6 protein-coding genes, 1 tRNA gene and 1 pseudogene are annotated in these 6,988 nt (G+C 63.7%); 5 read left to right on the top strand and 3 right to left on the bottom strand.

Annotation, left to right across the window (positions count from 1 at the left end; genetic code table 11):
* Positions 1-61 precede the first annotated feature (61 nt).
* Positions 62-448 (top strand): annotated as a pseudogene (locus DK874_RS11480) (carbohydrate ABC transporter permease); the annotation flags it as partial.
* Between the two features lie 4 nt (positions 449-452).
* Here the strand turns inward: DK874_RS11480 and DK874_RS11475 are convergent.
* Positions 453-2,021, bottom strand: coding sequence for a phosphoglucomutase (locus DK874_RS11475; protein ID WP_114314157.1), 1,569 nt, complete (start codon positions 2,019-2,021; stop codon positions 453-455).
* A 64-nt stretch (positions 2,022-2,085) separates the two neighbouring features.
* On the bottom strand, positions 2,086-3,903 hold the full coding sequence (locus tag DK874_RS11470; RefSeq protein WP_114314156.1) for a peptidylprolyl isomerase: 1,818 nt from the start codon (positions 3,901-3,903) through the stop codon (positions 2,086-2,088).
* 44 nt (positions 3,904-3,947) lie between these two features.
* Here DK874_RS11470 and DK874_RS11465 point away from each other — a divergent pair.
* The 4 genes from DK874_RS11465 (at position 3,948) to DK874_RS11450 (ending at position 6,552) form a co-directional block, all read left to right on the top strand.
* A tRNA-Arg gene (locus tag DK874_RS11465) sits at positions 3,948-4,024 on the top strand.
* A gap of 89 nt (positions 4,025-4,113) precedes the next feature.
* On the top strand, positions 4,114-5,256 hold the full coding sequence (locus DK874_RS11460) for an MFS transporter (RefSeq protein WP_114314155.1): 1,143 nt from the start codon (positions 4,114-4,116) through the stop codon (positions 5,254-5,256).
* 9 nt (positions 5,257-5,265) lie between these two features.
* Positions 5,266-6,072: a universal stress protein gene (locus DK874_RS11455; protein WP_114314154.1), complete on the top strand. Its 807-nt coding sequence runs from the start codon at positions 5,266-5,268 to the stop codon at positions 6,070-6,072.
* Between the two features lie 48 nt (positions 6,073-6,120).
* Complete coding sequence (locus DK874_RS11450; protein ID WP_114314153.1) at positions 6,121-6,552, top strand: CBS domain-containing protein; 432 nt, start codon at positions 6,121-6,123, stop codon at positions 6,550-6,552.
* Here the strand turns inward: DK874_RS11450 and DK874_RS11445 are convergent.
* Positions 6,549-6,896, bottom strand: a complete 348-nt coding sequence (locus DK874_RS11445) for a phage holin family protein (RefSeq protein ID WP_114314152.1) — start codon at positions 6,894-6,896, stop codon at positions 6,549-6,551. The two genes, DK874_RS11450 and DK874_RS11445, sit on opposite strands and share 4 nt — an antisense overlap.
* Positions 6,897-6,988 lie beyond the last annotated feature (92 nt).

Below are 6,988 nucleotides of genomic sequence, written 5' to 3'. Positions count from 1 at the left end.
CTGGCTAAGATACGGGAGGGGTCGGTTCCCCAAGGTGTCTCAAATGTAGTGGCCAATTACACCTTTTACCGTCTGGGTCCTGGTAGGCTACTTCAAAGGTTTACCCCGGGAGCTGGAGGAGGCGGCCTACGTGGACGGGGCCACCCCTTTGCAGACCCTGGTGCGCATCATGCTGCCCCTTACGGGTCCGGGTTTGGTGACCACGGGACTTCTGGCCTTCATCGCCGCCTGGAACGAGTACCTTTTCGCCCTAACCTTCACCGTAGGGGATAAGGTGAAAACGGTTCCCCCAGCCATCGCCAGCTTTGGGGGAGCCACACCCTTTGAAATCCCGTGGGGTTCTATCATGGCGGCCAGCGTGGTGGTAACCGTGCCCCTGGTGGTGCTGGTGCTGATCTTCCAGCAACGTATCGTGGCCGGACTAACCGCCGGCGCCGTCAAGGGATGAGGGCTTAGCCTAGGGTCTTGTGCACCAGGGCCATGGCCGCTTCCAGGACCTCTTTGAGGTGCCCCTCTCCCTTGAAGCTTTCCGCATACACCTTGGCCACATCCTCGGTGCCGCTGGGGCGGGCGGCAAACCAGGCGTTCTCCGTTACCACCTTGAGGCCGCCTAGGGGCTCCCCGTTTCCTGGGGCCCGGGTGAGAATGGCCAGGATGGGTTCCCCCGCCAGCTCCTTCGCCTTCACGTCCTCGGGGGAGAGGCGGGCCAGCCTGGCCTTGGCCTCGGGGGAGATGGGGAGGTCCTTACGGGTGTAGTAGGGCCGGCCCAGGTCTTCGGCCAGCTCCTCGTAGAGCTCATCGGGGGCCTTCCCCCGCTTGGCCAGGATCTCCGCCGCCAAGAGCCCCAGGAGAATCCCGTCCTTATCGGTGGAAAAGGGCCTACCGTCAAAGCGCAGGAAGCTGGCCCCGGCGCTTTCCTCCCCGCCGAACCCGAGCCAGCCTTCCAAAAGGCCTTCCACAAAGTACTTGAAGCCCACGGGGGTTTCGTAGACCTCCCGCCCCAAAGCCTTCGCCACCCGGTCCAAAAGGGCGCTGGTCACCGCCGTCTTGCCCACCTTGGCCTTAGGCCAGGTGCGGGTGGTGTAGAGGTGGAAGACGGCGGCCGCCAGGTAGTGGTTGGGGTTCATGAGGCCCCTCTTGGTGACGATTCCGTGTCGGTCGGCGTCAGGGTCGTTGCCGATGGCCAGGTCAAAGCGGTCTTTGAGGGCCAGGAGGCCCGCCATGGCGTAGGGGCTGGAGCAGTCCATGCGGATCTTGCCGTCGTGGTCCTTGGGCATGAAGCGGAAGGTGGGGTCTAAGGTGGGGTTTACCACCTCGAGGTCAATCCGGTAGGTCTCGGCAAGCCGCTCCCACACCCTTAGGCTTGCACCCCCCAAGGGGTCCATTCCGAGGCGGAGGCCCACTGCTTGGATGGCCTTGAGGTCCACCGCCTCCTTCACCTTTTCCACGTAAAGCCCCGCGTAGTCAAAGGGCTTGGCCCTTTGCAAAGCCTCCCGGAGGGGAAGGCGCTTCACCCCCTTAAGGCCCTCGGCGAGAAGGGCGTTGGCCCTCTCCTCTATGGCCTTGGTGATGCGGGTGTCGGCGGGGCCACCCGTGGGGGGGTTGTACTTGAGCCCCCCGTCCTCGGGAGGGTTGTGGCTGGGGGTGAGGAGGATGCCGTCCGCCTTGGCGGGGTGCTGGGCGTTGTGCTCCAGGATGGCCAAGGAAACCAAGGGGGTGGGGGTGTAGCCCTCCTCGAGGCGCACCTCCACCCCATTGGCCACCAAGACGGATAGGGCTGTGGCCCAGGCGGGCTCGGAGAGGGCGTGGGTGTCCTTGGCCAGGAAGAGAGGCCCCGTGGCCCCAAAGGAGGCCCGGAGGTCGACGATGGCCTGGGCGATGGCCAGCACATGCGCCTCGGTAAAGGTGCCCTTGAGGCTGGTGCCCCGGTGGCCGCTGGTGCCGAAGGCCACCCGCTGGAGGGGGTTCTGGGGGTCCGGGCGCTCTTCGTAGTAAAGGGTGAGGAGCTTGAGGAGGTCCACCCTTCCATCTTAAAAAACGGGGAGGCCCTAGATGTCTAGGGCCTCCCCAATACGCCCGTCTGGTTTAGGGCTTGGAAGGGGCTTCCTTGGGAGCCTTCTCCGTGGGGGATTTCTCCGGCTCCTGGGTTTTGGGGGTCAGTTCCGCCAGCACCTGGCTCAAGCGGTTTTCTATTTTGGCTGCCTTACGCAGTTCCTGGATAAGGGCCTGGGCCTGCTGTTGCCGCTTCCGGTTGATGACCCCTTCCTTGGCCTGGTCCACCACCTCCGCAAAGGGTTTTAGAACCTCCGGCTTGCGGTCTTTGATGATCAGTACGGCAAAGGTGCCGTCCTCCAGCTTCACCACCTCGCTGATCTCCCCCAAAGGACCCTTGGGGAAGGTCTCCTTCACCTTGAAGACCAGGCGGTCCAAGACGGCGGGAAGCTGGTTGGGGTTCACGGTGCCGTACTCGGTGACGCTCCCCTCCTGGGCCTTGGCCAGGGCCTGTAGGTCGCCACCCCTTAAAGCCGCTTCCCGGAAGGCTTTGGCCTTAGCCTCCGCCTTGAAGACCACCCCCGTCACCTCCGCGCTGGCCGGGATGGCGAAGAGGGCAGGGTTTTCCGCATAGAACCTACGGGCCTCCTCCTCGGTGGAAGCGAGCCCCCGGGTCTCGTAGAGAAGGTAGGCCTGGGCGATCTGGTCCTTGGAGCCAATATAGGGCTTGCCACTCTTCTTGGCGGCCTCCACCAGGAGTTCGCGGTCGATCAGGCTCTCCAAGGTTTGGGGAAGGAAGAACTGCACCGCCAGCTCCCCCAGGCCCTGCTGGATGAGGGCAGCGGTCTGCTGATTGGAGAAGACAGGCTGGAGGACTTGGGCCAAGAAGATCTCCTGCTCATTGACCTTGGCCACAGGGGGGTTCTTGTAGCTATAGGGGTTATCCTCGGCAAAACGGACCTGGGCCTTTTGTCGGAGGCTTTCCAGGTAGGCCTCGAGGGCCCCGTTCCCCTTGGCTGCTTGGGCGTCCTTCTCCACCTGGTCCTTGACCTCCTCAAAGGTGGGCACCTTGGGGGGGAGGTACGCCTCCACCTGCACCAGGTAGTAGCGGCCTCCAGCCTCTATGGGCCCCACCAGGCCCGGGCCCTTCTTGGCGAAGACCGCCTCCGCCACCTTTTCGGGGAAGACCACCTTGGTCACGGGCTTGGGCTCGCTTTCCCCCGGTGCCGCCCCCAGGGCCCCACCTTGCTCGGCGCCCACCTTGGAGTGCCCCTTGGCCAAGGCGGCGAAGTCTTCCCCGGCCTTAGCCTTAGCCAAAAGCTCCGCTGCCAGCTTGGCATCGTCCACCACGATCTGGCGCGCCTTGACCCGGGCCTCGCCCTTATAGTCCTCCTGGTGCACCTCAAAGTAGAACCGCACCTCCTCCGGGGTGGGCTTGGCCGCAGAGCGAACCTGCTCCAGCCGCTTTTGGATCTGGAGCTGGGCTTTTACCTCGCTCCTAAGCTGGGCGTCGGTGTACCCCACCTGGTTCAGGAACTGCTCGTAGGCCTTTTTGTCCTTCAGGCCAAACTGTTCCCGGATGCGGTCCACCTCCTTGCGCACCTCGGCGCTACCCACCCGGATTCGGGCGGCGTCCTGCTTGAGGGCCTCGGTGAGGATGACCTGCTCCAGGAAATGGGTGTCCACCAGGGTCTTAAGAAGCCCCTGGGGGTTTGCGGCGTAGAGGGGGTCATTCCCCTGGAGCCTTAGCAGGTCCAGCTCGTAAACCGCCTTCCCGTTCACCCACAGCACGGGTTTGCCCCGCGCCTGCTGCCCCGCTTGGGGGGTGAAAAGGAGGATGGCCCCCACGGCGAAGGCCAAGGCCAGAAGCCCAAAAAGGATGGTGATGGCTTTCTTGCTGATACCGAACACTTGACCGCCTCCTCCTTAGCGTGCTAGGATACTTCCCGCTGAGTGCGCCCGTAGCTCAGCTGGATAGAGCGTCGGCCTCCGGAGCCGAAGGTCAGAGGTTCGAGTCCTCTCGGGCGCGCCATTTTCTTTTTTCCCCCGCCAACCGGAAAGCCCACAAGCACGAAGGGATTGTAACACACTCCCCATGAGAAAGGGGTTTAGCATGGGAGGGTGCTGCCGCTTCTCCTGGCCTGGCTCCACACGGTCAACGACCTCTTCTCCAACTTCCTCACCCCCCTTTTGCCCAAGCTGATGGCCCACTTCGGCGTGGGCCTGGGCACGGTGGGGCTTTTGGTGTCCGTGTACTCCCTCACCGGGAGCCTTCTTCAGCCCTTGGCAGGCCTGATCGCTGACCGCATGGACCGGAGGCTTCTGGCGGCCTTGGGGCCGGTGCTGGTGGCCCTGGGTATGGGTTCTTTGGGCCTGTGGCCCCGGTTTGAGGCGCTCCTTTTGGTCCTGGGGCTTGCTGGCTTGGGTTCGGCCCTTTTTCACGCCTCGGGGGCCAGCCTGGTGGGGGAGTTCGCCCCCAAGGAGCGGAGGGGGTTTTGGCTTTCCTTTTTTGGTTCGGCGGGTTACCTGGGCCTCTCCTTGGGGCCGGTGGTGGCCCTTTTTGCCGTGGGCGCCTGGGGGCTTATGGGCCTAGTGTGGTTAACCCCGCTTGCCTTGTTGCCGGCCCTGCTCCTCCTGCGCCTGCCCCCGGTGCGACGGCAAGGAAAGCCCGCAGGCTTTAGGGACTTTCTGAGGGTCTTTCGCGGGGATGTGGCCCGGCTATGGGGGATGGCCACCTTGCGGAGCCTGGTGTTTATGAGCTTTTCCACCACCTTGCCCTACTGGTTTACCCAAAGGGCCCTCTCCGATGCCTACATCGCCTTAAGCCTGTCCACGTACAGTTTCTCCGCCACCTTGGGCGCCTTCCTGGGGGGTACCCTCTCGGACCGCCTTGGGCGGAAGGCGGTTTTGGTGGGGACCCTGGCTTTTGGGCTTCCCCTGTATCTGGGCCTTCTTCTCCTGCCCCCCGGAGGTGCCTCCTACCTGGTGCTTTTGGCCCTGACCGGGGCCTTGATGAACGCGGGCATTCCGGTGGCCGTGGCCTTGGCCCAGGAGCTGGAACCCGGCCAGACGGCCACGGTTTCAGGGCTTCTCATGGGCTTTACCTGGGGTTTTGCCGGGCTTTTCTACGCCCCCATCGGGCACCTGATAGAGGTGTTTGGCGTGATGCCGGTTCTCCTGGCCCTAGGGGTCTTGATCCTGCCCGCCTGGGCCTTGGCCCAAGGGGTAAGGGAGCCGGGCTTGGCTCGGGGCGGGGGGCGTTAAGATGGTCCCATGAGGATTCTTCTGGCCACGGATGGCTCGCCCCAGGCCCGGGGGGCGGAGGTGTTGGCGGAGTGGCTTTGTTACAAGCTTTCCGCCAAGCTGGTGGCCCTGTATGTGCGGGACTCCCGCCTCATCCGGGCGTTGGAGCTCCTGGACTTCGGGGCCCTTACCGTTCCCGTGCCGGCCCATCGGGAAGAGCTAGAAAAAGCTCTTTCCGCCTATGGCGAGGCGTTATTGGAGCGCATCCGTAAAAGCGCTGAGGAGGCGGGGCTTCAGGTGGAGGTCTCAATGGAAACCGGGTTGCCCCCCGAGGTGATCCTGCGCCACGCCCGCACCGCAGACCTTCTGGTCATGGGCCGGAGCGGGGAGGCCCACGGGGGTAGCTTCGTGGGGTTAGGGAGCACCGTGGATAGGGTTCTGAGGACCTCGCCCACTCCAGTTTTGGTAGCTCCCACCGACTACGTGGAGATAGAGGGGGCCATCCTGGGCTATAACGCTTCGGAAAGCGCAGTGCGGGCTTTGCACACCCTAGCCCTTCTGGCCAAGCCCCTGGGGCTTTCGGTGCGGGTGGTGAGCGTCCACGAGGATCCTGTGCAGGCGGGGGCTTGGGCCCTCGAGGCCCAGTCGTACCTGCAGGATCAAGGGATCCGGGTGGAATCCTTGGCCTTTTCGGGCGATCCCGCTGAGCATCTTTTGTCCCTGCAAACCCCCTTGGATCTCTTGGCCTTGGGAGCGCCGGTGCGCCGCCTGGTCCTGGGGAGCACCGCCGAACACGTGGTGCGCCACGCGGTGGGGCCGGTGCTCACCGTGCGATAAGTTTCATTGCGGTCTGGTATAATGAACCCCTAAAGGAAAGGGGGTTCTATGACCGTTCGTCAGGTCCTGTTGCGCAAGGGGGTAGGGGTTTATAGCGTCCACCCCCAGGCCACGGTGTTGGAGGCCCTCAGGAAGCTGGCCGAGCACGACATCGGGGCCCTTTTGGTCATGGAGGGGGACAGGCTTCTTGGCGTCTTCTCCGAGCGGGACTATGCCCGGAAACTGGTCCTCCTGGGCCGGTTTTCCAAGGACACCCGGGTGGAGGAGGTCATGACCCGTGAGGTGGTCACCGTGACCCCCGAGACCTCCCTGGAGGAGGCCATGCGCCTGATGACCGAACACCGCATGCGGCACCTTCCGGTTCTGGAGGAAGGCAAGGTGGTGGGCGTGGTCTCCATCGGGGATGCGGTCAAGGCCATTATCACCGAGCAGGAGGTCCTGATTGAGGAGCTTTCCCGTTACGTGATGGAGAACCGCTAATCGCGCAACAGCCAGGTAAGGAAAAGGCTCACCAGGGATAGGATCAGGGCTCCAATCAGGGCCCCGGTGAATCCGTGCACCTCGAGGGCGGTGGCCTGGGCCACCAGGTAGAGTACCATCCCGTTGACCACCAAGGTGAAAAGCCCCAGGGTCAAGAGGTTTAAGGGTAGGGTTAGGAAAAGGAGCATGGGTCGCAGTAGGGCGTTGGCCAGTCCCCACACGGCCCCCGCCACCAGGTAGTCCAAAAGTCCCGCCTCCCGGGCGAAGGAAACCCCCGGGTATACCAGGCTCACCACCCAAAGGGCCAGGGTGTTGAGGAGAAGCCGTGCCAGTAGGCCGCGCACGGCCTTAGCTTACCTCCAAAGCCCCCCACCCCCCTTGACAATCCCCTTTTGGTCTGGTAGGTTTTTCTTTGCGCTGCCTGCTTTGGCGGCGG

It is taken from the genome of Thermus caldifontis (assembly GCF_003336745.1).
Lineage (GTDB): Bacteria > Deinococcota > Deinococci > Deinococcales > Thermaceae > Thermus > Thermus caldifontis.
Note: the sequence above shows the minus strand (reverse complement) of the source record. Positions and strands in the feature narration are given on the sequence as shown.

Excerpts from the sequence above, each read along its gene's own strand:
- DK874_RS11455 (WP_114314154.1), top strand. The coding sequence starts at position 5,266 with ATGAGGATTCTTCTGGCCACGGATGGCTCGCCCCAGGCCCGGGGGGCG.
- DK874_RS11450 (WP_114314153.1), top strand. The coding sequence starts at position 6,121 with ATGACCGTTCGTCAGGTCCTGTTGCGCAAGGGGGTAGGGGTTTATAGC.